Genomic DNA, 25,337 nt, shown 5'->3' on the forward strand with positions numbered 1-25,337 from the left:
TATACTTAGATCACATATAGCCGAGTAATTTTCAGGTTCGTATCTGAAGATTACTCGGCTTTTCTTGTGTAATAGCAGATAGCACGGCATATAATAACTCAATTATACAAAAAACCTCGTAATAAAAGAGGGATATTTTGTTATATATAGAAGTGTATTGTAGTTACATGTTTCGGATTCATGTAAGCCAGAAGTATGGCTGATCATCCAAACGTCTAACTGAAAATAAGAATGTAGAGGAGGAGTTTTATATGAAAATGCAGAGTATGGTTATTTTAAATAGATGTGAGGAATTAGGGAAAATTCGAGGAGGATTAAGAAATGAAGCTAGAAGATTTGGGGTGGAATCCCTACTTTGAAAACCAAATAGCGGAGAAAAATTATTCGAGAAATCAGTTAGGTCGTGTCGTTGCTGAATATAAGCATTTGTATAAAGTCCATTCAGAGGATGGGGAATATCTTGCAGAAGTAACTGGCAAGTTACGTCATCAGGCGACTAATCGAGCAATGTTTCCTGCTGTTGGGGACTGGGTTGTTGTAAGAGAGCTTGTAGGTGAGTCGAAAAAGCTAATTCAAGAGATTCTACCTAGGCACAGTAAATTTTCACGAAAAGTAGCAGGTGGAGTTACTGAAGAGCAAATTGTAGCTGCTAATGTAGATACGCTGTTTCTTGTTAATGCGCTTAATCATGATTTTAATGTAAGAAGAATTGAACGTGCCCTTATTCTTGCATGGGAAGGCGGAGCACAGCCAGTTATTATATTAAGTAAGGGTGACCTATGTGATGATATAGCCTCCAAAATTAGTGAGGTAGAGTCTGTAGCTTTAGGTGTCCCTACTCATGTAATTACGGCAATTGAAGAGGATGGTTGTGAGGCAGTTCGTCAGTATATTCAGCCTGGTAAAACGATAGCATTGATCGGATCATCGGGAGTCGGAAAATCTACTTTGATCAATCGAATACTAGGTGAAGAAATTCAACGAGTCAATGAAGTACGCGAAGGCGATGACCGAGGCAAGCATACGACTACCCATCGACAACTGCTGCTTATTCCTGAAGGTGGAATAATTATGGATACACCAGGAATGAGAGAGCTACAGTTATGGGATGCAGATGATGGTGTTACAAGTACGTTTGAAGATGTTGATAATTTAATAGCACAATGTCGATTTAACGATTGTAACCACAATAATGAGCCTGGTTGTGCTATAAATGCAGCGCTATCCAGTGGTGAGTTAGCACAGAGTCGCTATAATAACTACTTGAAAATGAATCGAGAACTAGCGTATATCAATAGCAAAGCATCTGATAACTTAAAGCATGTACAGAAGTCAAAAGGGAAACAGATTAGTATGTTTTTGAAAAGTAAGAACAAGGAGATTTACTGAACGGATTAAGCATTAGGGAGGGGAAAAATATGAACCATAAAAGGTACATTGTTACTTCATTTATTGGATCGTTAATTTTATTACTCTCTTTTTTTCTTGGCATATTTACAATTGTTATTATGATATTTCCGTTCGTTTGGTTTTATATTTACCGTATGTTAGATAAAGTTGGACGATCTGATACGCAGTAGAGAACCAACCTTAACAAAAAAGTAATTAATGCGATCAACATAATAGATGTTAAAAAGAAGTGTATCCATGTTAATGTAATGCAGCCCAATTGTTAATACCGTTAACAATTGGGCTGCATTTTTTTATGATATAGGTAATGTAATCGTAGACGTTGTACCTTTTCCCAGTTCACTTTCAACAGTAATCGTTCCACCATGCATTTCAACAATCTTTTTCACGATGGAAAGACCTAATCCATTGCCACCTTTGGAGCGTTCTCTTGCATGGTCTGCTTTGTAAAAACGCTCGAAAATATGAAGTTGGTCTTGCTTTGCAATTCCAATTCCAGTATCTGTAATAAGGATAATAGCTTGCTCTTCTGCTTGTCTTAAAGAGATCGTTATCGTCCCGTCAGATGGAGTGAATTTGATACTATTATGAATAATGTTAGTCCATACTTGGCTCATTAGATCCTCATCAGCAATGATTGAGACTTTATCCAATGAGATATCTAATACTAAGTTTTTCTGTGTCCAATTCGGTTCGCATGCCAAAATAATCGATTTAATTTGCTGATTGAGAAAATAGTGCTTTTTCTCAAAGGGATGTTGATCAGATTCAAGTGAAGTTAGTTTCATTAGATTATCACTGAGTTTAGATAGTCGTCGGCTTTCTGTCTCAATAATATTGAGATAATGACTACTTTCTTCGGTAGAAAGGTTATTATGTTGTAATGCTTGGGCAAACCCCACAATAGAAGTCAGTGGTGACTGGATTTCATGAGAGACATTTGAAATGAACTCTTGACGTAAATCTTCCATTTGCTGTAATTGCTTCGTCATATGATTGAAATGGTCTACTAGTTGAGTTAATTCACTTCGTTGGTTGACCGAAAAATCTAAAGATACATTGAAATCGCCACTTGCTACTTTACGTAAAGCGACATTAATTTCTTGATAAATGTAACGATGCTTATTGCGTGTGAATAAGTGAATGATTCCACTGAGTATGAACATCACGAATATGCCGGTGATCGTCATTGCGACAAAGCGTACATAGTCTGACATCTCAATCTGAATTTGCTGAACTAATAGGTAAGCGATTGAAAAACTCGCGATAATAAGGGAAAAGAAGAAAATCTGCATGAGAATATGTTTAAGGACATTTAAGGTTTTCATCCGATCAACTCCAAGCGGTACCCTAATCCCCAAATCGTTGTAATTCGAAAGCGGAATTCTTCCTCAGGAAATCGATTTCTCACTCGTTTAATATGAACATCAACGGTACGTTCATCGCCTTCGTAATCATATCCCCAAATATCTTCAATCAAATCTTCTCGGGAAAAGGTTTTTCCTGGATAACTACCGAGCTTGAACAATAATTCGAATTCCTTCAATGGAATGGTATACTGCTGTTCACGAAAGGAAATCTCATGCGTTTTGCGATTCATGCTCAGTTCACCAATTTGTAGCGTTTGAGAGATGGTGAGATTATAACGTTTCAGCAAGGCTTTTACACGCATGACTAATTCGATAGGTTCAAAAGGTTTTACGAGATAATCATCAGCGCCAAGATTGAAGCCTTTTACTTTTTGTGAAGTCTCACCCTTCGCTGTCAGCATCAATATTGGAATATCGCTAAAGCCTCGAATCTCCTGACAAAGCTGCCAACCATCCATATTAGGCATCATAATATCAATAATCGCTAGATCGATCTTTTTCTTTTCAAGTACAGTCATCGCCTCAATACCATCAGCAGCTTCGTAAAGGTCAAACCCTTCTTTTTTCAGAAAGAACTTTAATAGTTCACGGATATGCGCATCATCGTCTACAATTAAAAGCTTTGGCATCCTTCTTCATTCCCTTTTGACCAATTAGGCTATTTCAAGTTTGTGCAATTGTTGATTAGCAAATTCACGGTATAAGTCATGTGATTCATATAATTGTTCATGCGTCCCACTACCAGTAATAACACCCTTATCAAGGAATATAATCTGATCAGAATCAACAACAGTGGATAGACGGTGAGCAATAACAATCGTTGTACGACCTTTCATCAAGTCGTTCAAAGCTTGTTGTACTACATTTTCTGACTTGCTATCTAGACTTGATGTTGCTTCATCGAGCATTAATATTTTTGGATTTCGTAGGAATGCACGTGCTATGGCAATACGTTGTCGTTGACCACCAGATAGTTTCATTCCTCTTTCTCCAACTTCGGTATGATAACCGTTCGGAAGCTCAGCAATAAATTGATCTGCATATGCCATTTGTGTAACTTTTTTAATTTCATCATCCGTCACTTCGCGTTCAATACCGTACGTAATATTATCTCTAATTGTTCCTGCCACAATAGGGCTTTCTTGTGAAACGTATCCGATCTGAGTTCTCCAAGATAATAGGGAGAAATCTTGAATTGACTTACCACCAATGGAAATTTTCCCGTCATCAGGACGGTAGAAACGTTCAAATAGCGAGAATAGTGTCGTTTTACCGCTACCACTTGGACCGACTATCGCAGTTACTTTACCTGCTTCTACGTTGAAGGAAATATCTTTCAATATGTGACTATCACTATTATAGCTATAATTAACATTTTCTACTTTAATGGTTTCATTCATATTACCCACTTCAGCTGTTGCATTAGGCTCTGCATCCGATTCTAAAATAGTGATAATTCGTTCCGTAGCACCTGTAGCTTTCTGGAATTGGGTGAAGAAAGAAGCCATTTGTCCCATCGGCATAATGATTTGGAAAAGATACATAATGAAAGCAACTAAAGCGCCAGCAGATAGTGCACCAGAAGAAACGCGCATCCCACCGTAACCTAATAGTATAACAAGTAATGTCATCATAACTAGACTCATAATTGGTCCGATAGTGGATTGAACTTTTGCTTCCTTTAGACCAAAGCGAAACAGATTTGTAATGCCTCTTTTACCATTGTTGTATTCGATATTTTCAGCATTTGAAGATTTTACAAGACGAATTTCAGACAATACTTGCGTAAGAACAGAAGTGAATTTTGCTGTCTCATCTTGTGTATCTTTTGAAATTTTGTACATCATTTTACCTAACGGTACTAAGATTAAAGCTGCTATAGGAATAGCGATGAACATCATTAATGTCATTTGCCAATCGAGTATGAAAAGTACGATAATCGCACCAATAATAGAAATAGTACCAGATACAAAGTTTGATAAATGTTGTGAAATTAATTCCTTTACGACAGCTGTATCATTAGTCATCCGGCTAACCGTTTCTCCTGATGCGTGCTCATCGAAATAGCTTATCGGAAGCACAAGCAGTTTCTTCCATAATCCATCTCGAATACCTGCAACGACGGATTGACCGATTCGATTCAATAAATAAATCGAGAACCCACCTGCTAATGCTTGTAAAAGAATTGCAACAGCTAACAGTGAAATACTACCAGCATTTAATGAGCTAATCGAAAAGTCGTTAATGAGATCTTTGGTGAATAGTGGTACTAATAATCCAACACCTGCAGTAGATAAACTTAATATTAGAGCAATGGATATTAATAATTTAGATGGCTTAGTTTGCCCGACTAACTGCAAAAATTGCTGCCATCCTTTTTGTTTTTTCTGTTGTGTCATAATATTACTTCCTCTCTTTTCGTTTACAACATGAAGTATAATAACAAGTTGTGAACTGAATATGAACTGGAATGTTCGTTAGTTCGACTATAAACTATAACCTTACGTCAAGCTCAAGTATAAAAGCAAAAGATATATTTTAAGGATTTTCATATGAAAATTCTAGGGCCCATTAGTGTATCTTATCATCCCTCTCTTGAAAAAGCGGCTGAAATGTGTATAATTTATCGTAAATGAATATTCAAAATGTTTTCTAGGGTTCCGCAGCAGTATATGTTGGTCTGGTCCGAGAGAAAACTCACAGCTATCGCTGTGTCACGGAAGGATAAAAGCCTGGGAGAAACTGTTTATACAGTTGTCTCCCGGGCTTTTTTTGTTTTGTGGGTAAAATAAAATCGGAGGTGTTCATACAATGAATTCGAATTGGGTTAAAGTGTTTATTGCTGCTTTTTTTGAAGTGTTTTGGGTTATCGGATTAAAACATGCACACGACTTTTGGACTTGGGCAGGTACAATTATTTCAATTGTTATTAGTTTTTATGTACTAATTATGGCAGGACGAAAACTTCCCGTGGGAACGGTATATGCAGTTTTTGTTGGTTTAGGTACAGCTGGAACGGCAATTTCTGAAGTTATTGTTTTTGGAGAACCATTCAAATTAAGCAAAATGCTACTAATCTTATTGTTACTAGTAGGTGTCATTGGTTTGAAAACAGTCACCAAAGATAATGTGCAGAAGGGAGCTGAAAACTAATGGCATGGGTATCGTTAATTTTAGCAGGATTATGTGAGATGTTCGGTGTTGCTATGATGAACAAATTAAACAAGGATAAAAACTGGCAATCATTCGTACTATTATTCGTTGGATTTGGTTCAAGTTTTCTGTTTCTCGCTTATGCAATGAAATATTTACCAATGGGGACTGCTTATGCCATTTGGACTGGTATTGGAGCTTCTGGAGGAGCAATTCTAGGTATGATGTTATATGGTGAATCCAAAGATTATAGAAGAATTATTTTTATAGCAATGATATTAGGTGCAGCAGTTGGGTTAAAGCTTGTCTCATAACCGTCAATGTTATAAATAAGATATTATGTACTGTAGATCAAGCTCATAATAAGATATCAACTGTTTACTTAGCATAGCTAAACGGACATTAGGTACGTTATTTCTCATTACGGGTCATTTTCTATACAATGGCAGACATTGAGTACCTTATATGCTTCACATTACCTTCAATTATCGTTTTTCGAGAAATTAAGGTCTCTGCTGTCCGCTTACACCAAAATAGATGCAGATATTGCTAATTAGCGTACCCTATGTCCGTCTATTTTCGTCGATATATATTTTTGCTGTTGGGCCATATATGTTTTTATATATAGCGTAAGCCCTATAGTATAATATAGGAAAAGCGAAACTAAATGGAGGCTTAGCTATGGCAGAACCACTTAAAAATATGTACAACGAAAACTTTTTGCAAGAGTTTGGTAGAGTTATTCAAGCGACCTATTCACCATTTTCAATTGATGCTTTTGTAGGTAATGTTTTGGTAGATGAGTGGGAAGGACTTGCACTGAAAGAAAGAATTCGTAAAATTACTTTATCACTTGGAACATGCTTACCGGAAACATATGCTGATGCCATTAACATATTGTTGGTTGTTAATAAATCATGTAGTGGCTTTCCTTATCTTATTCTTCCTGATTTCGTTGAAGTATATGGGCAAGACGTTGAGAATTGGGAGTTATCTATGTTGGCATTAGAGAAGTTCACTTCTCAATCTTCGGCAGAATTTGCAGTTAGACCATTTATTATACGTGATCCAGAGCGGATGATGAAACAGATGATGGAATGGTCCAATAGCGCTGATGAACATGTTAGAAGATTGGCAAGTGAGGGATGCAGACCAAGGCTTCCGTGGGGACAAGCACTCGTCATGTTCAAAAAAGATCCAGCGCCCGTTCTTGAAATACTGGAACAGTTAAAGAGTGATTCATCGCTCTATGTACGTAAAAGTGTCGCTAACAATTTGAATGATATTGCCAAAGATCATCCTCAGTTAGTTATTGAAATTGCTCGTCGATGGCTTGGACAAAATAAAGATACGGATTGGATCGTTAGACATAGTTGTAGAACTTTGATTCGAAAAGCTGATCCTGAAGTACTCTCTTTATTCGGATATGCTGAATCTTCCGATAAGTGTGCGCTCATCGAGGATGCTGTGCTTGTGGTAGATCGAGCTACGTTATCTATTGGCGAAGAGTGTGTATTAGGATATAAGCTGCTTGTAAGAGATGGTGATCCTGTTCGCATCAGAGTTGAGTACGGAATTGATTTTGTGAAATCAGGTGGAAAAGTATCTCGTAAACAATTTTTGTTATCTGATAAAACGGTAGTAGGAGGGACTCGTCTTCAGGCTAATAGAACTCATCGTTGGTCTGATCTAACTACACGACGTCATTATCCGGGTAAACATCGCATTGTGCTATTGGTTAACGGCTTAGAGGTTGCCGCAACTGAATTGCTACTTAAAGTGTAAATTAGTACGTAATTGTAATTCAATCTCAACAGACTAAGCAAAACCCTCAAATAGTAAACACTTTATTAAAAGTGAAGCTATCTGAGGGTTTTCTCTTTTTTGTAGCGTAAAATTGACATGCATATCACTCATCTCACAACGGCATAATACTTATGGAGGTGATATTAATGAGTAATACCAACGTGCTTACAATTGATGCCAAAACACTAGTTAAGGCTTGGCAAGATGCTCTTCCTGAATTTATTAAGCCATCAGGTGAATGTTCAATTCAAGCGGATGAAAAGTTTGCTGATACGTTATTGATTCACATTAAGGATGATGGTCGATCTCACTATTCCTTCGATTTTAGAGTGAAGTATGTCGATGATCGTGAGATTCATGTGGAATTCATTGATGTAGAAAAAGCGAATGTACATGCAGATGAGCAAACAGAAATTATTCAATCATTAGTTAAAGATTATACAAGACACATTCGTGAATGTGCACAGAGTTTGAAGGGAGTGACCAAACAATGACCAAATCCATCCCAGGAATAGATAAGAACTTGCAAAATGTTGTGAAAGAACTAGAAAAACCTGATCTAGATGCACATGGTAACCAACAATTAAATCAACAGCATATGGACAATTTGAATGGTGACTCGTTGCACTATAACAAAAAGGCATATGAAACGGAACAAAACGAATAGATGCAATTAATCGTTTGAAGGGAGAATTACGATGAATAAAGATAAAAACGCACCAGCAAATCCTCATTATGCGGACACTCATGCCAAACCATCTAATCCTGGTAATGAGCCACTTTCAGGATCTAAGAAAGTGAAAAATAAAAATCACTCTCACTCAGCTCCCTCAGAGGGTGCAGGACATCACTAATTTAGTCTTTGTCGTAGCGAAAGCAAAAAGCTAGAAATTCATAAGGTTTTAACAAGAAAACCGAACTATAACGAAATTACTTAAAGTATTTCGTATAATAGTTCGGTTTATTTATTAGCTGATAATCAATTGTGCCATCCTCATAAATAGTGAAAGGGGGTGAATGAAAGATACATATTGCAATAAGGGGAAAATTTGGTATAATAAAATTAACCGGTGGTCAATAAAGGAGTATATCTAGTGGCAGCACGAAAAAAAGTAGTAGAAGAACTCACGAAAGAAATCATTATTGCAGAAGCTAATCGACAATTCTTAAATAAAGATTATCATCACGTATCGATGAGAGCCATTGCGAAAGAACTTGATTGTAGTCATGGTGCAATATATTATCATTTTGCCAACAAGGCAGAATTATTTTATGCAGTCATTTCACAGTATTTTGATGAAGTGAATGCGTTATTGAAAAGTGCCTTCCTTGCAGAAGGAGATTCTCGATCTAAAACAATGGCAGTGTTTACTGGTTTTATTGAATTTGGTTTGAATCATCAGAGTCAGTATCAATTTATGTTTATGATGCGCAACAATGAAGTAGATCCTCTTGCGCAAAAAGCTGCTAATGAAAGCTATGAGCAATTTGCTCAAACGTTACAGCAAATTCATCAGCAGAAACTATCAATCGCTAAAATATATTCAGTATTTATTTCTTTACATGGTTTTGTTTCATTTTTTCATGGCGGAGTTGAAAATTATAATGAAGCCAAGGAAACTGCAATCATGCATTCCAAATTTTTATTAGATGCTCTAGAGTAGGTTCTAGAGCTATTATTTTCGTGATTATTGACCAGTGGTTAATTAAAGGGAAAGAGGTGTTTTCGATGATGAAGGTATTAGTAGCAGGAGCAACAGGTGGTATTGGTTATGCATTGGTCCAACAATTAACGAAGCAAAATATTGAAGTTGTAGCTTTTGCGCGTGGTGCGGATAAACTACAATCAATGTTTGGTCATAATACGCTTGTAACATGTGTAGCTGGAGATGTATTGAATGTACAAAATTTACTTGATGCATGTGTAGGGATTGATACGATGATTCATGCGGTAAGCTTCCCATATCAACAATGGAATGAAACGCATATTCCATGTTTAGTTAATATGTTAGAAGCTGCAAAGATAAGTGGAAGCAAATTTATCTTTGCTGATAACATCTATGCATACGGCAAACAACCTCAAGCAGTAGTTGAAGATATAATAAAAATGCCACATACGAAAAAAGGGAAACTTCGATTGCAAATGGAAATGTTGGTCCAAGAAAGTGGAATTCCTTATTTAATTGCACATGTACCAGATGTATTTGGGCCAAATGCGAAAAATACGATACTGTATGGCACATTGCAAGGAGCTGTCCAGAACAAAGCTGCTTATTTTGTAGGAAGAACGAATGTAACACGTGAGTTTGCTTACACTATTGATGTAGCAGAAAGTATAGTCACCCTTGCCCTTAATCCTACTTCATTCAATCAACATTGGAACATACCAGGTTGCCTGAAAGTAACAGGAGAAGAGCTAGCGGAATTACTACAACAATTAGTAGGATATCGTCCTAAGATTCGTGTGGCCACATCTACGCATGTTGCTTTTCTAGCATTGTTCTCCTCTTTTATGCGTGAGCAAAAAGAAATGATGTACCTAACAGAAACGCCTGTCATCCTGAACTCGGCGAAACTAGAAAAAGCACTAGGTACTCTTCCTTACACGAATCGGATGGAGAGTTTGAGGGTAACGATGGACTGGATAAAGAAAAACGCCTAATATATATATAAAGGTAGTTCAAAATGCGGACTTTGATAACGATGAGTATGCTGATGATGATTAATCGACGTCGAAGATGTCCCCCATCGAAAGCCTGCGTGTGCTCACGTACACAAAACGTACGCTGTGCTACTCGTTTTCGCTGTGGGCCATCTTCTTGGTTCTGAAAGCCCACATTTTGAACCTCCATTATAATATGTAGTTTAGAATGTGGACTTTGATATCTATGAGTTTGCTTCGTCGTATATTCGATAAATAATAATAAGTTACAGATAGAGGGATTAACGATGAATTGGATTAAGGTAGAAACGATGGAGCAATTGAATGAAGCGATTGCTATTAGATTTAAAGTGTTTGTTGATGAACAAGGTGTGGATGCTGAGATTGAGAAAGACCATTATGACAAAATTTCTGCACAGTGTACGCATGTTCTTGTGATGCATGATGGAGTACCAGTTGGTACTGGTAGAATTAGTGGCAAAGATGGTGTTGGTAAAATCCAACGTGTATGTGCACTTCAACAAGCAAGAGGATTAGGTGTAGGAAAGTGTATTATGGACGCGTTAGAAACGATTGCACGCGAAAAGCAGTTGAGTAGCGTTAAGTTAGGTGCGCAAGTACATGCTTTACCATTTTATGAGAAGCTAGGATACTCCGTTATATCGGACGTTTTTATTGAAGAAAATATCCCTCATGTAACGATGCAAAAAGAATTAAAATAGGTGATCGCACAAGATAACACTGTTAATTTACAATAGATAAAATTAGATATTAATGTAACTTTAGATGTAACTAAGAGGTGATCATATGTTTTTGCGTAGCCTTGAGATTATGAATAAAACGAATATCAATAACTATCCATTTACCATTCCAGCTATTAGAAGTTTAGGAGCACTACAATTTGAGAAAAACGTAACTTTCTTTGTAGGAGAGAATGGTTCAGGGAAGTCAACGATACTTGAAGCAATAGCGTACCAGTGTGGCTTCAATACGGCAGGTGGAAGCAAGAATAACAGCTATGAGGTAGATGCTTCACACTCTGTGTTGGGTGATCATATGCGGTTATCTTGGATGCCCAAAGTTACAAATGGTTTTTTTATGCGAGCAGAAACGTTCTACCATTTTGCTTCACACCTTGATACGATGCCGGAGAGTTTGCGACATTATGGTGGTCGCTCTTTACACGAACAATCACATGGAGAAGCATTTTTATCTCTATTCAGCCATCGATTTGGTAAACAGGCAATATATATATTGGATGAACCCGAAGCGGCTCTTTCACCTGCGAGACAGTTGGCACTATTACGAATTATTAGAGAGATGGAGAATGATACTCAGTTTATTATAGCTACACATTCTCCAATCTTACTTGGCTATCCCAATGCACAAATACTGAATTTTGATGCGCAACCTGTACAGAATATTCGATATGAAGATACGCTGCATTATATTATAACTAGACGTTTTCTTGAAAATAAAGATAAGGTATTAAGTGAAGTATTTGATGACTAATTCTCCAAGCTATAATTAATCAGATTCCCTAGATTATAAATAGCTTGAATTCAATATATAAGTATATTATTATATACTTATATAAAGGAGTGGGATGATGGATAACGTACTATTAGAGAAACAACTAAAAGCTGTAGCAGATATTAATCGTTTGACATTACTTAGTTGCTTAAAGAAAGGCGAAGTCTGTGTATGTGACTTGGTTCCCGTACTAGATATATCGCAACCAGCAGTAAGCCAACATTTGAAAAAGTTAAAAGAAGCAGGAATTATTACGGAAAGAAAGCTTGGCACATGGAAACATTATCGTCTGGTGGAAGAACAAACAATAGTTATGCAATCCATCTTATCTCAATTAGATGAAAGAGATGTATGTTCATGTGAGTCGGGGTGCGAAGCAAAGTGAGTAATAATGCAGGCAGTAAACAGTTGTCCGTATTGGATCGTTACTTAACGTTATGGATTTTCATAGCAATGGTCGTCGGTGTAATCATTAGTCTACTCGTACCGAATGTTAATCATTTATTGGATACGGTGACAGTAGGTTCAATAAATATCCCGCTAGCGATTGGACTTATGATCATGATGTATCCACCTCTTGCTAAAGTGAAGTATGAGGAAATGTGGAGAGTATTCAAGGATGTAAAGATACTTATTCTTTCCCTCGTTCAAAACTGGATATTAGGTCCATTTCTTATGTTTTTCTTAGCCATTCTTTTTTTACGTGACTATCCACAGTATATGGCGGGCCTAATTATGATTGGCTTGGCTAGATGTGTTGCGATGGTAATTGTATGGAATGATTTAGCCAAAGGAGATAGAGAATACGTTGCAGGTTTAGTCGCATTTAATTCGATATTTCAAATATTCTTCTATCCAATATTAGCGGTACTGTTTCTTAATGTGATGCCTGGATGGTTTGGAATAGATAACTTCTCCATTAGCATTTCAGTATGGGAAGTTGCGAAGAGTGTACTCATTTATTTGGGAATACCGTTCCTTGCCGGATTTCTAACTAGATATCTTTGCTTGAAGAAGATGACAGAAGAACAGTACAAATATAAAGTACTGAATAAAATCTCTCCTTTAACGTTATTATCTTTACTATTTACGATTGTGATGATGTTTTCGCTTAAAGGTGAAACGATTGTTGAACTACCGCTAGATGCTGTGCGGATTGCTATCCCACTTATTATATACTTTATTATTATGTTTGCAGTATCGTTCTTTTCATCCTGTAAAATAGGTGCTAATTATCGAGTCACGGCTGCTTTATCATTCACAGCTGCTAGTAATAATTTTGAATTAGCGATCGCAGTAACGATTGCAGTGTTCGGATTACATTCTGGAGCCGCATTCGCTGCAGTAATAGGACCGTTAGTTGAGGTACCGGTATTAATTTTACTTGTAGGTGTTGCGCTTCGCTGGAAACATAAATACTTTCAAACTGAACGATGAAAGGAGAATTAATATGAAAACATTATATTTTTTATGTACGGGTAATTCATGTCGTAGTCAGATGGCCGAAGGTTGGGCTAGAAAGTATTTACCAGCTGATTGGGTCGTTAAAAGCGCGGGTATTGAAGCTCATGGTGTTAATCCAAAAGCGATTAAAGCTATGAATGAAGTAGGTATTGATATTACGAGTCAAACTTCCAATACAATTAATGAAGAGATTTTAAAGGCTGCGACATTAGTCGTTACATTATGTGGTGATGCTGCTGATAAATGTCCTTTAACTCCAGCTAATGTTCAACGTGAACATTGGGGCTTTGATGATCCTGCCAAAGCTATCGGGACAGAAGAGGAGCAATGGAAAGTATTCCAATCAGTTAGAGATGCAATTGCTGAGAGAATACAACAATTTGTGTTAGAACTTAAGTCATAATGATGGTTTTATTACAATGATTGCTGTGAACTCAATGATATAGAGAAGGAGACTATTTATGAAAATAAAAATAAATAAGCCGATTAATCTATGTTGTTCATCGAATGTAAATGTAGCAACAAGTTGTTGTGATACATCCGAAGAGACATCTCCTCATAAAGATCTGCCTATTTTAATTGTTGGCGGTGGTCCTATTGGTTTAGCAGCTGCAGCCCAGTTAACGGTCAGACAACAAAACTTTATATTAATAGAAGCGGGTAATACGATTGCGCACAATGTGGAAACATGGCGTCATGTGCAATTATTTTCACCGTGGAAATATAATTTAGATGAAGCTGCAAAGATATTGCTGCAAGAAATGAATTGGAATGAGCCGTTAGAAGATGAGGTACCAACAGGCTCGCAATTAATTGAACAATACTTGACGCCATTATCGCAGCATAATCGTATTTCACCATATATTCAGACCAATTCTACAGTTATCTCCATAGCGAGAATGGATAACGATAGAATGAAGTCAATGGAACGAACTGTGCAACCATTTGAAGTCTATGTAGAGAACAACGGTAAGATTTCAAGTGTTGTTGCTAGAGCAGTCATCGATGCATCTGGCACATGGGGAAATCCTAATCCCGCAAAGTCGAATGGAGTATGGTTGCCATCGGAAAAGCAACTATTAGATGATATTGAGTATGGAATACCTAATATAGCGAAGGAAAAGTCATTGTATGCAGGTAGAAAAATTGCTGTTATAGGTAGTGGTCATTCTGCAATAAATTCACTGATTCAACTTTGTGAAGTAATTAAGGAGTATCCAGATACAGTGATATATTGGCTTATTCGCAAAGAAAAAGTTGAACATGCATATGGTGGAGAAGAAAAAGATGAATTAATGGAACGTGGTAACCTTGGCAAACAGATACATGAATTAATAGATAGTGGTAAAGTAGAAGTTGTTAACCCATTTTTTGTGAACCAAATTGAACGAAGCGAGAAAATAATGATACACGGCACTTGGAAGGATGAAGTGGCAATACTATCTGGATTTGACAGAGTAATAGTTAATACGGGAAGCAGACCTGATTATACTATGAATAGTGAATTAAGAATTGCCATTGATGCTGCTACGGAAAGTGTATCATCACTTGCTAATCTTATAGATCCTAATATGCATAGTTGCGGAACTGTACCAGCTCATGGAGAACAGTTACTACGTCATCCTGAGGATAACTTTTATATTGTGGGATCAAAAAGTTACGGTAGAGCACCTACTTTCTTGATGGCAACAGGCTATGAACAAGTCCGTTCTATTACTGCCTATTTATGTGGAGATATAGAGGGTTCACAGCAACTTCAATTGGAGTTACCAGCAACTGGAGTTTGTTGTCTAAATCCATAGTATAAATTTAGTAAAACACCAACTACTATAATAGTTGGTGTTTTGTTATGATAAGGATATTAAATGCCATTGACGAGTCTTTCGAGAAAGTCAGATAACACTGACCACAAGTTGGAAAGGAGTCTTCATGCATAGCTATAGTTTTCTTGAACATCTCATGTTTCCACGAACATCTCTTAATAGGCAGAAGCTCAAGCGAGAATTAAAAGGGAAGACGGTACTTATCACTGGAGCAAGTTCTGGAATTGGCGAGCAACTTGCTTATATGTTAGCTGATATAAAGGTTCAACTCATCCTTGTAGCTAGACGCGAAGATAAGCTTCAATCAATGAAGCGGAAAATTGAGATGAAAGAGGCTACGGTCAAAATATTGTCAGCAGATCTAAGAAATAAAGAAGATACTGAGCGGGTAATAACCGTTCTGAATCTGTTGCCAGATGGGCTGGATATCTTTATTAGTAATGCTGGACATTCGATTAGACGACCAATTCTTCAATCATTGAAACGATACCATGATTTTACGCGAACGATGGCAATCAATTATTTTGCTCCTGTGGAGCTCATACTATCGATTCAGCCGCTCCTTGAGCAGAAGCAAGGACATATTATTAATATTTCAACGATCAATACAATGTTGTACCCATTCCCTCACTGGGCGGCCTATCAATCATCAAAAGCTGCTTTTGACATCTGGCTAAGGTCTGCTGCTCCCGAACTCAACAACTGTGGGATTTCAACCACATCGATCTATCTTCCTTTAGTTAGAACACCTATGATAGTACCAACCGTATCTTATGAAAAGTCTCCTGCCATGTCTCCACAACATGCGGCAGCGATCATATGTAATTGTATGTATACAAAGAAGAAAACATATAAACCATGGTGGTTAATTATTGGACAGCTTTCCTCTGTTCTGTTTAGTAGATGGTTGGAAACTTACATTTCAATCAAGGTGAAGAAAAAAGGGGGATAGAACATGAGAATATATAAGCTTTTCTATATATTTTATAACATTAAACTTTTTTCCCCTGTAGCGATCTTTCGATTATTTAATAACATTAATAAATACGGTGTTAACCTAATAGCACTGCTTTCTTTCTCTGCAAAAACATACGGTGACAGAATGGCTATTGCCGATGAGCAAGAGACGTTAACGTATCATCAATTGTTCACTCAATCCAAGCAACTATCGTTAACTATGCGAGAATATTTTGAGCTTACAAAGGGCAAAAAGGTCGGTATTTTGTGTAGAAACCATACTTCATTAGTTAAAGCTATTTATGCAGTTTCATATTCAGGTGCCGATCTCTATCTATTAAATACAGACTTAAGTAAGGATCAGCTACATAATCTACTGGATCGTAAAGATTTTGACCTCCTTATCTATGATCACGAGTTTAGTTTAATCGTTGAACAATCCACATACAACAAAGCCAAACTGCTAAGTTATGATGAAAAATTACCAGCCATTAATAATTTACAGTCTAAGTATAATCACAATCATAATATCCGTACTAGCTCAGGTAAATTAGTCATATTAACTGGTGGAACGACAGGAAATGCGAAAGAAGCATTACATAAGCCATCCCTATTCAACTATTTAGACCCGTTTGTCGCGTTACTTTCAAGGCTGAAACTTATTAAGTACGATAATGTATATATTGCTACACCTATATTTCATGGATATGGAATAGCGATTTTGCTTATGTTTGGAGCTATAGGAAAGAAAGTCATTATCGAGCGTAAGTTCAATGCCGAGCGAGCATGTGAGTTAATTAGCAAGCAACAGGTACAAGTGATATCAGTTGTTCCACTTATGTTACATAAAATGTTGATGACTAACGCTGAGGCACTTAAATCTCTTACATGTATTGTGTCAGGCAGCGCAGAGCTTAATCCAAAGTTAGTCAAAGTAACGATTAATCAATTAGGAAATGTATTATACAATTTGTATGGAACCTCTGAAGCAGGCTTAACTGTTATTGCAAAGCCAGAGGATCTAGTCTATTCCCCTAATACGATAGGTAGGAAAATAGAGGGCGTTCCGTTGAAGATTTTAGATGAGCGATATAGGGAAGTGGCAACTGGTACAGTAGGACAACTGTGTATTCGTAATAAATTTAGTAGAGGAAGTGGCAATTCATCTTGGATTGAGACGGGTGATCTAGGTTATCAAGATGAGAGAGGTTATTACTTCTTAAGTGGCAGAGTAGACAGTATGATCGTTTCGGGGGGAGAGAATGTCTATCCATTTGAAGTAGAGCAAATCTTGCTTACGCACCCCGACGTAGAAACTGCGGCATTAGTTGGCATTAGCGACGAGCAATTTGGTCAACGGTTGAGGGCTTATGTTCAGTTGATCCCTTATGCTGCAATGACAACAGAGGAGTTACAAGTTTGGTTACGCTCGAGGTTAGCACGGTTTCAGATTCCGAAGGAAATTATCTTTGTTGAAGAAATGCCCTATACAGCTATTGGGAAGCTGGATAAAAAGCAATTGCAATAATAGATAAGATAAACTAAATAGTGATGTTGAAGAAAAGTCTATTCGCGGTCATATTATGATCCTGTAATAGACTTTTATTTTATCTTTATTTTATGGAAAATTAAAAATAACAAATTTTGATACTCATTTGATGGTTTTTTACTGTTATATATTATATATCTGTTATATAATAGATATAACAGATATACAATGAGGTGTTGTGATGTTCTCTTATTTTTATCTCAAATATAGGAATTGATTTTGGCTTATAAAGTTTATCTTGTTCGGATCGTTAGCGGTTTCCAAGTTGTAATATGCTGAGAAGAGCAGAAAATAGAACTTAAAAGAAGTAAACCATTAGTTGATTAAATCCACTGAAGTACACGAATACTCGTTAGTATTACATTAAGTAATGAACTAATATGTAAATAGAAGATTATGCTTCCGAAGTAACTTTTCGAGGAGTAGAAGTTGCAATAATTACACGAAAAGTTGTAGGAGGGATACGATGCAAAACTTTCAATTCTCCAGTATCTTTGTACAAAGAAGAAAAGAGATGGGCGTTACGCAACAACAGGTAGCGGGGTATGTCGGAGTATCAAAGGCTGCAGTTTCAAAGTGGGAGCAAGGATCAAGTTATCCCGATATTACCCTGCTTCCAAAGTTAGCGACGTATTTCAACATCTCCATTGATGCCTTACTTGGCTACGAACCGCAAATGACAAAGGAACATATCCAGAATGTATATGCACAATTGGCAAAGAAATTTAGCGAACAACCTTTTGAGCAGGTTCAGTTAGAAATAGAAGAATTACTTTCAGAATATTACGCATGTTTTCCATTAATATTACAGATGGCTCAACTGTACTTGAATTATTACCAGACTTCAGAAGATCCACCTAAGATATTAGAACGAGTTTTACTGCTATGTGAACGAGTTATTGCATTAAGTAACGATTATAAACTTGCACATGAAGCAGAAATGATCATGGCTTATGTGATGTTACTTACAGGCAAACCTGAAGAAGTACTTCTTATTTTAGGAGATGACGTTAGCGTGCACTATGGTAAAGAGCAGCTTATTGCTACAGCATTAGGTATGACTGGTCAAACCGAGAGAGCAAAAGAAATAATGCAAGTCAGTATGTATCAATATATGCTCGGTACAATTTCCAGCGCTACCGAAAGCTTATTAATGGAAACAGATAATATTAAACACTATGATGAAACGGTGCATCGGATTGAAGCGATGCTAGAGCTATTTCAAGTAAAACAGTTGAATATTAATGCTGGATTAGTTTTTTATTTGAAGGCGGCAATGGGTTATATTATGCAGCAGAGAAATGATAAAGCATTAGAGATGGTCAGAAAGTATTATCGAAGCTGTTGTGATATTGAGTTCCCACTTACACTCCGTGGAGATAAATATTATTACTTACTAGATGAATGGATTGATAGAAATATTAATCTAGGTTCACAAGCACCTCGTGATGAGATGTCCATTAAGAAAGATTTGCTTGGTAGTATAAGTAATTCACCTCTATTCGAAAGCTTGAAAGACGATGAGGAATTTACAGCGATAGTCGCTAATTTGAAGCATTATTTGAAACTATAAGTCAGGTTTAGAAAAGTTGATTATGCTTACGATGTGATTTTTCATTTGCGAGAAGATTATCTAGATGAAAATGAAAAGTTTAGGAGGAATTATTATGCAAGAACTTATGGATATCCCTTGGGCTCTGATTGCCCCAGTGCTTGTCATTCAGCTTATCCTTATGGTCGTTGCGCTTATTGATTTACTGAAAATTCATGCAACGAGAGGTCCGAAATGGTTATGGTTAGTGATCATTATTGTAGGAACTTTATTTGGATCTATTGCTTACTTTATCGTAGGGAGAAAACAATCATGAGTTTACTTCGAGTAGAAAACCTCACCAAAAATTATGGAATCAACACTGTAGTTAATAATGTTAGCTTTACGATAGAACCATTTACTTCAACGGCGCTTATTGGTCCGAACGGAGCGGGAAAAACAACGACAATGTCGATGATTACAGGATTATTGCATCCTAGCAGTGGGAAAGTAATGATTGAAGGCAGTAAAGATATCCGTGAAGCTATCGGATTTCTGCCACAATACCCGCAGTTTTATCCGTGGCTCTCAGCGCTAGAATATGTGGAAATGGTAGCCAATCTAAGTGGTGTAGCTGCGAAAGAAATTAGAGCTCGCAGTATGAAGACACTAGAGTATGTTGGACTTGGTAAAGTCGTTCACAAAAAGACATCAACATTTTCAGGAGGGATGAAGCAAAGATTAGGAATTGCACAAGCAATAGTACACGAACCTAAACTTCTCCTATTAGATGAACCTGTATCGGCTCTAGATCCGATTGGTAGACAGGAAGTTATGGATTTATTGAAGGAAATTCAGCAAGAAACGACGATTCTTTACTCTACGCATATATTGCATGATGCTGAGAAAATGACAGACCAAGTGCTGTTCTTGAAGGAAGGAAAGCTAGTTGAGCAAGGTTCTTTAACGGACATTCAACGAAAATATGCAGAGTCTAAATATTTGATACAGTTTGCTAGTGAGCAGTCAGCGACGTCGTTCTGCAAGAGTACGAATGGAGACTTAGAACAGCAAGGTGTGTACGTATATGTCAATGCCAGTGAACAATTCCCATCTATTTCAGCTGTCATGCAACAATTACTTACTACACAAACTGATATTGTAAAGGTCGAGCGTGTCGTAGCTAGCTTAGATCAAATCTTTATGAAGGTGGCTGGTGTAAGTGAGGCAATTTAATACGTTGTTGAAAAAGGAATTTTTAGATTGCTCGCGCAGCTTTAAGTTAATATGGATCCCACTCGTATTTATATTGCTAGGTGTAAGCGACCCATTAACGAATTATTATATGAGTGATATTTTAGCTGCGGTAGGAAATATGCCAGAAGGTTTTGAGATGATGTTTCCAGAGCTTAAACCAGCAGATTTATTAGCTGCTTCGACTGGACAGTTTCAACTCATTGGCTTAATAATACTAGTTGCTGTCTTTGTAGGATCAATTAGTAGAGAACGACAAAATGGTACTGCCACATTACTTTATGTACGTCCTATTTCAGCAACTGCGATCTATATGAGTAAATGGGTGATGGCTTCCGTTGTAGGTATGTTAAGCGCATTGCTAGGTTATGCTGGTAGTATGTACTATATTTCAATTTTATATGGGACGGTTGATTTAACTGATTTCATAGCTATGTTATGTACTTATTTTGTATGGATTATATTTGTTATGGCATTAACTGTAGCGTTAAGTGCAGCATTCCAAACGAGTATAGCTTTAGCGGTAGCGATTTTCGCTTTGCCAATTGGCCTTGTTATAGATTCAATAATCGGTGGCTTTTGGCATTCTACGCCATGGAAATTAGCTGCTTATGGTGTCGGTTTTGTTGCTGAAACGATAAATATGAGTTACTACTGGAAGACACTATCGATTACACTTATACTAACGGGTATTTTTGTTGTGGTAGGTATTTTTGCTACAAAACAAAATAGGCAGTTGACTAAAGTATAGTGAGAACTGTAGTGCTCAACGATATAGCATAAATTGAATACACATGGAATAAAACAAAGAAACTGACGTTGGTAATTCAACGTCAGTTTCTTTGTTTTATACGAATATCAGTCTAGAGCTATAAGTAGATTATAGCTGGTTACGATGTTGTGTTATTCCGACTTCGGAATGAAATTAAAAATCTCTCCTGTTTCAAACGATTCAATTAAGCGTAGTAGCCAATTGTAATAGTTCAATGCATCAACTATTTTTTCCTCATCGAGCGCAATAAGTTGGCATAATACTTGATCATCTGCTTCTTGCTGCTTTATATTTTTTATTTCAATTAAAGTTTTTTTCAATACGGAAGAATTCATCTCAACAGCTTTACGCCATTTGATGGAAAAGAAATCAGTGAAATTCTGATGCCAATCAGGTACCACCTCATAAAGATCTTTCCGCGAGCCTTTTCCCCATACTTTATTAATCATCTTCAAATCAGTAAGTGTACGCATTCCAGTACTAATAGATGTCTTGCTCATGCCCATAGCCTGGCTCATCTCATCCAATGTTACAGGAGAACGGTTGAAATACATATTCCCATATAAATGACCAATAGAAAGTGTAATACCATACAAATCCATATTTTTCCCTATAGATTCTATGACACGCTGTCTGATCTTATTGATATGCACTTGTTGTTCATCTGACAGCTGTTCTAAATCTTTCATAATAAATTGCCCTCCTGCGGACCAAAATAACATATAAGAAACACTTTAAGTACAAGTTCAAAAAAGTGGCTTTTAGAACCGAGTCTGTTCGAACTTCTGATACAACTTCTTATCAATTAGTTTTAGCATTATGTCCTTGAGAAGTAAAGAACCATTTTATAACCAAATTGTAAGGAATACAGAGCATACGGCAATAAAAGTTTGTAAAGTTAAAACTGTTCGTACGTTATTAGCTTATACAAGCTTTGACCAAGTATACGCACAACCAATACAATTATGAAACAAGAGGCGATCGATAAGATCATCAAGGGGGATACAATGTCAATAATTAAGGTGAACAAATTAACCAAAATTTTCGGTACTGATACGAAGCGGGCCGTTAAATTATTGAATGAGGGTTGGAGTAAAGACCGGATTTTTCGAGAAACGAAGCTAACTGTCGGAGTTAACCAAGCGAGCTTTGAGATAGAGCAAGGACAGATATTTGTTATTATGGGTTTGTCTGGTAGCGGAAAATCTACATTGGTTCGACTTCTTAATCGACTAATTGAGCCAACATCAGGTGAAGTTCTTTATAATGGAAAAGATATTTTGAAGATGAATGCAGAGCAATTGCGTCAATTTAGACGTAAAAGTATGGGAATGGTATTTCAGAAATTTGCATTGTTTCCACATCGCACCATTATTCAAAATGTAGAGTATGGCTTAGAAATTCAAGGGATTGCAAAAGCTGAGCGCCATGAAATGGCGATGAAAACATTAGAACTTGTAGGATTGAAGAGTTGGGCAAACAGTTATCCGGCAGCATTATCTGGAGGTATGCAACAACGTGTAGGATTAGCTCGTGGCTTGGCTAATGATCCTGAAATACTACTTATGGATGAAGCTTTCAGTGCACTTGACCCGCTTATTCGTAAAGATATGCAAGATGAACTTCTTGAGCTTCAATTGAAAATGAAAAAAACGATCATATTTATTACACATGATCTTGATGAAGCTTTAAGAATTGGAGATCAGATTGCATTAATGAAAGATGGGCAAATTGTACAGATTGGATCACCTGATGAAATTCTAATGAATCCAGCTAACGAATATGTAGAACGATTCGTTGAAGATGTCGATTTGTCAAAAGTACTTACAGCAGCACATATTATGCGTAAGCCAGAAACATTGAGTATCGACCGTGGACCTCGTGTGGCATTACAGATCATGCGTGATAGAGGGGTATCTAACCTTTATATTGTTGATAAAGGGTTGAAGCTGATCGGAGTTATTTCTGCTGAGGATGCTATAGAAGCAGTAAGAGAAGGGAAAACTCTTGAGTCTATTGTTCAACATGAAGTTCCAAAAGTTAGTCCGGATACGTTGTTGAATGATTTGTTCGAACTGATGGGTGGAACGAGATTACCCGTAGCTGTTGTTACAGATGATGGCAGGCTGAGAGGGATATTAATTAAGGGAGCTGTTCTGGCTGCACTTGCAGGTAGTATGGTTCCAGAGGCAGGTGAACAACAATGAATATTCCAAAAATCCCAGTAGGCGATTGGATAGAGACATTAGAAGCATGGTTACAACTACATTTCGGTTTTTTCTTTGATTTTGTCAAAACAGTTATCGGAGGAATCGTAAGTGGACTTGAATTAATATTACGAGAACCACCTGCGCTAATTATTATCGTAATAATTACTGCATTGGTGTGGTGGCTTGCCAAATGGAGACTCGGCGTATTTGCGCTAATCGGATTACTATTTATAGTCAATCTAGGTTATTGGGATCCTGCCATGCAAACATTAGCACTTGTACTTACCGCAGCACTGATTTCCATCTTGCTCGGTGTACCGATTGGTATTTTAAGTGCAAATTATAAAACAGTGAGAAAAATTATTACACCAATTCTTGATTTCATGCAGACGATGCCAGCATTCGTTTATCTGCTACCTGCGATTACATTCTTTTCAGTTGGTGTTGTTCCAGGTGTTATTTCCTCGATTATTTTCGCGATTCCACCGACCATTCGTTTAACGATATTAGGGATTAAACAGGTGCCTGAAGAACTTGTGGAAGCGGCAGATGCATTCGGTTCTACTTCTGCTCAAAAATTGTTTAAGCTACAATTGCCAATGGCACTTCCTACTATTATGGCAGGGATCAATCAGACCATCATGTTGTCGCTTTCGATGGTCGTTATTGCATCGATGATTGGAGCGCAAGGTATCGGTACAGTCGTATTCGCTGCAGTTACGCAAACGAAAACAGGAGTAGGATTTGAAGGTGGACTCGTTATCGTTATTCTAGCTATTTTGTTAGATCGCGTTACGCAAAATCTAATTAAGAAAAAATCTAAATAAGTTAAATTTTAATAAAAAAATCTAGTTTCAAAAAGCGAGCTTTTTGTACTTTATCTTAAAGGAGAACATAATGAAAAAGAATTTAAAATGGATAGTTACAGCAACAATGATTCTAGCTTTACTTGTAGGATGTAGTAATAATGGTGCTCAAACTGGAGATAATAAGAAAATTAAATTGGCTTATGTTGCTTGGGATTCAGAAATTGCCAGCACTTACGTAATAAAGGAAGTATTGGAACAGAAACTTGGTTATAAAGTAGATATGCTTCAGTTAGATGCAGGACCAATGTTTGCAGCAGTATCTGAAGGTAGTGCGGATGCGTCACTTTCAGCATGGCAGCCGATTACACATGCGGACTACATGGAGCGTTATGGAGCCAAACTAGTTGACCTGGGATCGAATTTAGAAGGAGCGACACTTGGATTAGCCGTTCCTACTTATATGGAAAATGTAAATAGTATTGAAGATCTAACGAACAATGAAATCGGCGCATTAGTTGATCATCAAATTATCGGGATTGAACCTGGTGCTGGTCTTATGATGGCATCCGAAAAAGCACTTGATGAATATGGCTTGCGCAAAGATTGGACATTACTTGCTAGCTCATCAGCTGCGATGGCTAAAGAGTTGCAGAATGCTTATGCTGCAGAAAAACCAATTGTTGTAACAAGCTGGACACCTCACTGGATGTTTGCCAAAATGGATTTAAAATTCCTTGCAGATCCTAAAGGTGTATACGGTGCTCAAGAAGATATTCATACGCTTACTCGTCAAAACTTAGAAACTGATAAGCCAGAAGCTTATCAATTGCTTAACAATTTCCACTGGACACCAGAAGAAATGGCAGAAGTTATGGTAGCAGTTATTGATGGTGCAACGCCAGAAGAAGCAGCAAAACAATGGGTAGAAGCCAATGAAACACGTGTTAATGAATGGCTTGCAAAGTAATTAGCGTTATCTAATCACATATAGTCTCTAAAACATTAGCCTCATGAAACTTAATTGTTTTATGGGG

At 37.1% G+C, this 25,337-nt stretch carries 29 protein-coding genes and 1 riboswitch; of the genes, 25 read left to right on the plus strand and 4 right to left on the minus strand.

The genetic code is table 11. From position 1 onward, the window contains the following. Positions 1 to 321 precede the first annotated feature (321 nt). Together rsgA and NAG76_08780 are read left to right on the plus strand one after the other, a co-directional pair. Positions 322 to 1,389: a ribosome small subunit-dependent GTPase A gene (gene rsgA, locus NAG76_08775; protein ID URN96290.1), complete on the plus strand. Its 1,068-nt coding sequence runs from the start codon at positions 322 to 324 to the stop codon at positions 1,387 to 1,389. 29 nt (positions 1,390 to 1,418) lie between these two features. Continuing rightward, positions 1,419 to 1,580, plus strand: a complete 162-nt coding sequence (locus tag NAG76_08780) for a hypothetical protein (GenBank protein URN96291.1) — start codon at positions 1,419 to 1,421, stop codon at positions 1,578 to 1,580. A gap of 123 nt (positions 1,581 to 1,703) precedes the next feature. Here the strand turns inward: NAG76_08780 and NAG76_08785 are convergent, their stop codons facing one another. Genes NAG76_08785 through NAG76_08795 form a run of 3 tightly spaced genes read right to left on the minus strand, consistent with a single transcriptional unit; the run spans position 1,704 to position 5,179 of the window. Next, positions 1,704 to 2,738 carry a HAMP domain-containing histidine kinase gene (locus tag NAG76_08785; protein ID URN96292.1) on the minus strand — a complete coding sequence of 345 codons (1,035 nt, stop codon included), beginning with the start codon at positions 2,736 to 2,738 and terminating at the stop codon, positions 1,704 to 1,706. Next, positions 2,735 to 3,409, minus strand: a complete 675-nt coding sequence (locus tag NAG76_08790; GenBank protein ID URN96293.1) for a response regulator transcription factor — start codon at positions 3,407 to 3,409, stop codon at positions 2,735 to 2,737. Before NAG76_08790 ends, NAG76_08785 begins: the two co-directional genes overlap by 4 nt. 24 nt (positions 3,410 to 3,433) lie before the next feature. Next, entirely contained in the window at positions 3,434 to 5,179 is a 1,746-nt protein-coding gene (locus NAG76_08795; protein ID URN96294.1) for an ABC transporter ATP-binding protein/permease, read from the minus strand. Between the two features lie 242 nt (positions 5,180 to 5,421). Then, positions 5,422 to 5,521: riboswitch (guanidine-I (ykkC/yxkD leader) on the plus strand. A gap of 70 nt (positions 5,522 to 5,591) precedes the next feature. Between NAG76_08795 and NAG76_08800 the strand changes: the two genes are divergently transcribed. The 20 genes from NAG76_08800 (at position 5,592) to NAG76_08895 (ending at position 21,263) form a co-directional block, all read left to right on the plus strand. Next, the gene (locus NAG76_08800) at positions 5,592 to 5,933 is read left to right on the plus strand and encodes a multidrug efflux SMR transporter (GenBank protein ID URN96295.1); all 342 of its coding nucleotides are present in this window, start codon (positions 5,592 to 5,594) and stop codon (positions 5,931 to 5,933) included. Then, entirely contained in the window at positions 5,933 to 6,247 is a 315-nt protein-coding gene (locus tag NAG76_08805) for a multidrug efflux SMR transporter (protein URN96296.1), read from the plus strand. Before NAG76_08800 ends, NAG76_08805 begins: the two co-directional genes overlap by 1 nt. 367 nt (positions 6,248 to 6,614) lie before the next feature. Continuing rightward, entirely contained in the window at positions 6,615 to 7,718 is a 1,104-nt protein-coding gene (locus NAG76_08810) for a DNA alkylation repair protein (GenBank protein URN96297.1), read from the plus strand. 167 nt (positions 7,719 to 7,885) lie between these two features. Then, positions 7,886 to 8,233 (plus strand): hypothetical protein, encoded by a 348-nt coding sequence (locus NAG76_08815; protein URN96298.1) that lies wholly within the window; start codon positions 7,886 to 7,888, stop codon positions 8,231 to 8,233. Then, positions 8,230 to 8,406 carry a hypothetical protein gene (locus NAG76_08820; GenBank protein ID URN96299.1) on the plus strand — a complete coding sequence of 59 codons (177 nt, stop codon included), beginning with the start codon at positions 8,230 to 8,232 and terminating at the stop codon, positions 8,404 to 8,406. Before NAG76_08815 ends, NAG76_08820 begins: the two co-directional genes overlap by 4 nt. A gap of 31 nt (positions 8,407 to 8,437) precedes the next feature. Further along, positions 8,438 to 8,593: a small acid-soluble spore protein P gene (locus NAG76_08825; GenBank protein ID URN96300.1), complete on the plus strand. Its 156-nt coding sequence runs from the start codon at positions 8,438 to 8,440 to the stop codon at positions 8,591 to 8,593. A gap of 240 nt (positions 8,594 to 8,833) precedes the next feature. Further along, positions 8,834 to 9,403 (plus strand): TetR/AcrR family transcriptional regulator, encoded by a 570-nt coding sequence (locus NAG76_08830; protein URN96301.1) that lies wholly within the window; start codon positions 8,834 to 8,836, stop codon positions 9,401 to 9,403. Positions 9,404 to 9,468: 65 nt separating this feature from the next. Further along, positions 9,469 to 10,401, plus strand: coding sequence for an SDR family NAD(P)-dependent oxidoreductase (locus NAG76_08835; protein ID URN96302.1), 933 nt, complete (start codon positions 9,469 to 9,471; stop codon positions 10,399 to 10,401). Between the two features lie 287 nt (positions 10,402 to 10,688). After that, positions 10,689 to 11,123 carry a GNAT family N-acetyltransferase gene (locus NAG76_08840; protein ID URN96303.1) on the plus strand — a complete coding sequence of 145 codons (435 nt, stop codon included), beginning with the start codon at positions 10,689 to 10,691 and terminating at the stop codon, positions 11,121 to 11,123. 85 nt (positions 11,124 to 11,208) lie between these two features. Further along, positions 11,209 to 11,913, plus strand: coding sequence for an AAA family ATPase (locus NAG76_08845; GenBank protein URN96304.1), 705 nt, complete (start codon positions 11,209 to 11,211; stop codon positions 11,911 to 11,913). Between the two features lie 97 nt (positions 11,914 to 12,010). Next, a complete protein-coding gene (locus tag NAG76_08850; protein ID URN96305.1) occupies positions 12,011 to 12,319 on the plus strand; it encodes a metalloregulator ArsR/SmtB family transcription factor in 309 nt (102 codons plus the stop codon). Positions 12,320 to 12,387: 68 nt separating this feature from the next. Next, the gene (gene arsB, locus NAG76_08855; GenBank protein ID URN96799.1) at positions 12,388 to 13,371 is read left to right on the plus strand and encodes an ACR3 family arsenite efflux transporter; all 984 of its coding nucleotides are present in this window, start codon (positions 12,388 to 12,390) and stop codon (positions 13,369 to 13,371) included. A 7-nt stretch (positions 13,372 to 13,378) separates the two neighbouring features. Further along, complete coding sequence (gene arsC / locus NAG76_08860; protein ID URN96800.1) at positions 13,379 to 13,801, plus strand: arsenate reductase (thioredoxin); 423 nt, start codon at positions 13,379 to 13,381, stop codon at positions 13,799 to 13,801. A 58-nt stretch (positions 13,802 to 13,859) separates the two neighbouring features. Beyond that, positions 13,860 to 15,200, plus strand: coding sequence for an FAD-dependent oxidoreductase (locus tag NAG76_08865; GenBank protein URN96306.1), 1,341 nt, complete (start codon positions 13,860 to 13,862; stop codon positions 15,198 to 15,200). A 127-nt stretch (positions 15,201 to 15,327) separates the two neighbouring features. Then, positions 15,328 to 16,173: an SDR family NAD(P)-dependent oxidoreductase gene (locus NAG76_08870; GenBank protein ID URN96307.1), complete on the plus strand. Its 846-nt coding sequence runs from the start codon at positions 15,328 to 15,330 to the stop codon at positions 16,171 to 16,173. Between the two features lie 3 nt (positions 16,174 to 16,176). Further along, complete coding sequence (locus NAG76_08875; GenBank protein URN96308.1) at positions 16,177 to 17,706, plus strand: AMP-binding protein; 1,530 nt, start codon at positions 16,177 to 16,179, stop codon at positions 17,704 to 17,706. A 487-nt stretch (positions 17,707 to 18,193) separates the two neighbouring features. Continuing rightward, a complete protein-coding gene (locus NAG76_08880; GenBank protein URN96309.1) occupies positions 18,194 to 19,300 on the plus strand; it encodes a helix-turn-helix domain-containing protein in 1,107 nt (368 codons plus the stop codon). A gap of 91 nt (positions 19,301 to 19,391) precedes the next feature. Continuing rightward, positions 19,392 to 19,595 carry a PLD nuclease N-terminal domain-containing protein gene (locus NAG76_08885; protein ID URN96801.1) on the plus strand — a complete coding sequence of 68 codons (204 nt, stop codon included), beginning with the start codon at positions 19,392 to 19,394 and terminating at the stop codon, positions 19,593 to 19,595. Further along, positions 19,592 to 20,494, plus strand: a complete 903-nt coding sequence (locus NAG76_08890) for an ABC transporter ATP-binding protein (protein ID URN96310.1) — start codon at positions 19,592 to 19,594, stop codon at positions 20,492 to 20,494. Before NAG76_08885 ends, NAG76_08890 begins: the two co-directional genes overlap by 4 nt. After that, a complete protein-coding gene (locus NAG76_08895) occupies positions 20,481 to 21,263 on the plus strand; it encodes an ABC transporter permease (protein ID URN96311.1) in 783 nt (260 codons plus the stop codon). Before NAG76_08890 ends, NAG76_08895 begins: the two co-directional genes overlap by 14 nt. A 152-nt stretch (positions 21,264 to 21,415) precedes the next feature. On the opposite strand, the gene NAG76_08900 is transcribed toward NAG76_08895, so the two are convergent. After that, positions 21,416 to 21,973 carry a GbsR/MarR family transcriptional regulator gene (locus NAG76_08900; GenBank protein ID URN96312.1) on the minus strand — a complete coding sequence of 186 codons (558 nt, stop codon included), beginning with the start codon at positions 21,971 to 21,973 and terminating at the stop codon, positions 21,416 to 21,418. Positions 21,974 to 22,291: 318 nt separating this feature from the next. Here NAG76_08900 and NAG76_08905 point away from each other — a divergent pair, with 318 nt between their 5' ends. The 3 genes from NAG76_08905 (at position 22,292) to NAG76_08915 (ending at position 25,270) form a co-directional block, all read left to right on the plus strand. Next, positions 22,292 to 23,491, plus strand: coding sequence for a glycine betaine/L-proline ABC transporter ATP-binding protein (locus tag NAG76_08905; protein ID URN96313.1), 1,200 nt, complete (start codon positions 22,292 to 22,294; stop codon positions 23,489 to 23,491). Continuing rightward, a complete protein-coding gene (locus NAG76_08910) occupies positions 23,488 to 24,321 on the plus strand; it encodes a proline/glycine betaine ABC transporter permease (GenBank protein URN96314.1) in 834 nt (277 codons plus the stop codon). Before NAG76_08905 ends, NAG76_08910 begins: the two co-directional genes overlap by 4 nt. A 70-nt stretch (positions 24,322 to 24,391) precedes the next feature. Continuing rightward, complete coding sequence (locus NAG76_08915; protein URN96315.1) at positions 24,392 to 25,270, plus strand: glycine betaine ABC transporter substrate-binding protein; 879 nt, start codon at positions 24,392 to 24,394, stop codon at positions 25,268 to 25,270. Positions 25,271 to 25,337 lie beyond the last annotated feature (67 nt).

The organism is Candidatus Pristimantibacillus lignocellulolyticus, from assembly GCA_023639215.1.
Lineage (GTDB): Bacteria > Bacillota > Bacilli > Paenibacillales > Paenibacillaceae > Pristimantibacillus > Pristimantibacillus lignocellulolyticus.

Coding starts and splice junctions, on each gene's coding strand:
- rsgA (URN96290.1), top strand. CDS start 322: ATGAAGCTAGAAGATTTGGGGTGGAATCCCTACTTTGAAAACCAAATA.
- NAG76_08780 (URN96291.1), top strand. CDS start 1,419: ATGAACCATAAAAGGTACATTGTTACTTCATTTATTGGATCGTTAATT.
- NAG76_08785 (URN96292.1), bottom strand. CDS start 2,738: ATGAAAACCTTAAATGTCCTTAAACATATTCTCATGCAGATTTTCTTC.
- NAG76_08790 (URN96293.1), bottom strand. CDS start 3,409: ATGCCAAAGCTTTTAATTGTAGACGATGATGCGCATATCCGTGAACTA.
- NAG76_08795 (URN96294.1), bottom strand. CDS start 5,179: ATGACACAACAGAAAAAACAAAAAGGATGGCAGCAATTTTTGCAGTTA.
- NAG76_08800 (URN96295.1), top strand. CDS start 5,592: ATGAATTCGAATTGGGTTAAAGTGTTTATTGCTGCTTTTTTTGAAGTG.
- NAG76_08805 (URN96296.1), top strand. CDS start 5,933: ATGGCATGGGTATCGTTAATTTTAGCAGGATTATGTGAGATGTTCGGT.
- NAG76_08810 (URN96297.1), top strand. CDS start 6,615: ATGGCAGAACCACTTAAAAATATGTACAACGAAAACTTTTTGCAAGAG.
- NAG76_08815 (URN96298.1), top strand. CDS start 7,886: ATGAGTAATACCAACGTGCTTACAATTGATGCCAAAACACTAGTTAAG.
- NAG76_08820 (URN96299.1), top strand. CDS start 8,230: ATGACCAAATCCATCCCAGGAATAGATAAGAACTTGCAAAATGTTGTG.
- NAG76_08825 (URN96300.1), top strand. CDS start 8,438: ATGAATAAAGATAAAAACGCACCAGCAAATCCTCATTATGCGGACACT.
- NAG76_08835 (URN96302.1), top strand. CDS start 9,469: ATGATGAAGGTATTAGTAGCAGGAGCAACAGGTGGTATTGGTTATGCA.
- NAG76_08840 (URN96303.1), top strand. CDS start 10,689: ATGAATTGGATTAAGGTAGAAACGATGGAGCAATTGAATGAAGCGATT.
- NAG76_08845 (URN96304.1), top strand. CDS start 11,209: ATGTTTTTGCGTAGCCTTGAGATTATGAATAAAACGAATATCAATAAC.
- NAG76_08850 (URN96305.1), top strand. CDS start 12,011: ATGGATAACGTACTATTAGAGAAACAACTAAAAGCTGTAGCAGATATT.
- arsB (URN96799.1), top strand. CDS start 12,388: ATGGTCGTCGGTGTAATCATTAGTCTACTCGTACCGAATGTTAATCAT.
- NAG76_08865 (URN96306.1), top strand. CDS start 13,860: ATGAAAATAAAAATAAATAAGCCGATTAATCTATGTTGTTCATCGAAT.
- NAG76_08870 (URN96307.1), top strand. CDS start 15,328: ATGCATAGCTATAGTTTTCTTGAACATCTCATGTTTCCACGAACATCT.
- NAG76_08875 (URN96308.1), top strand. CDS start 16,177: ATGAGAATATATAAGCTTTTCTATATATTTTATAACATTAAACTTTTT.
- NAG76_08880 (URN96309.1), top strand. CDS start 18,194: ATGCAAAACTTTCAATTCTCCAGTATCTTTGTACAAAGAAGAAAAGAG.
- NAG76_08890 (URN96310.1), top strand. CDS start 19,592: ATGAGTTTACTTCGAGTAGAAAACCTCACCAAAAATTATGGAATCAAC.
- NAG76_08900 (URN96312.1), bottom strand. CDS start 21,973: ATGAAAGATTTAGAACAGCTGTCAGATGAACAACAAGTGCATATCAAT.
- NAG76_08905 (URN96313.1), top strand. CDS start 22,292: ATGTCAATAATTAAGGTGAACAAATTAACCAAAATTTTCGGTACTGAT.
- NAG76_08910 (URN96314.1), top strand. CDS start 23,488: ATGAATATTCCAAAAATCCCAGTAGGCGATTGGATAGAGACATTAGAA.
- NAG76_08915 (URN96315.1), top strand. CDS start 24,392: ATGAAAAAGAATTTAAAATGGATAGTTACAGCAACAATGATTCTAGCT.